Genomic DNA, 278 nt, shown 5'->3' on the forward strand with positions numbered 1-278 from the left:
TGTAAAAGCACTTGAACGCATGGAAAAACTAGCGCCGGCACATGCCGACTCGCCATTTAACTTTGAGTTTGCAGAGCCAAAAGCATTACCAAACCCACTAATGACAATAGATAAAGCCAAAGCGGGTTATGGTGACGTCACTATTTTAAATAATATAGAGCTAAACCTTGTACCAGGTAGCCGAATTGCTTTACTTGGTAGAAATGGTGCGGGTAAATCAACGCTAATTAAACTCCTTTCTGGTGATTTAGAGCCGCAAGCTGGCGAAGTTATTCAGC

General features: G+C 42.4%; 1 protein-coding gene. It reads left to right on the forward strand.

Translation table 11 applies throughout. The features are described 5' to 3' along the window. Positions 1 to 19: 19 nt before the first annotated feature. Positions 20 to 278, forward strand: a 259-nt coding sequence (locus tag AAEY83_RS14485; protein ID WP_351059946.1) for an ATP-binding cassette domain-containing protein, incomplete at its 3' end; no start/stop codon positions are given.

It is taken from the genome of Psychrobacter sp. TB20-MNA-CIBAN-0197 (genome assembly GCF_040309765.1).
GTDB lineage: Bacteria > Pseudomonadota > Gammaproteobacteria > Pseudomonadales > Moraxellaceae > Psychrobacter > Psychrobacter submarinus.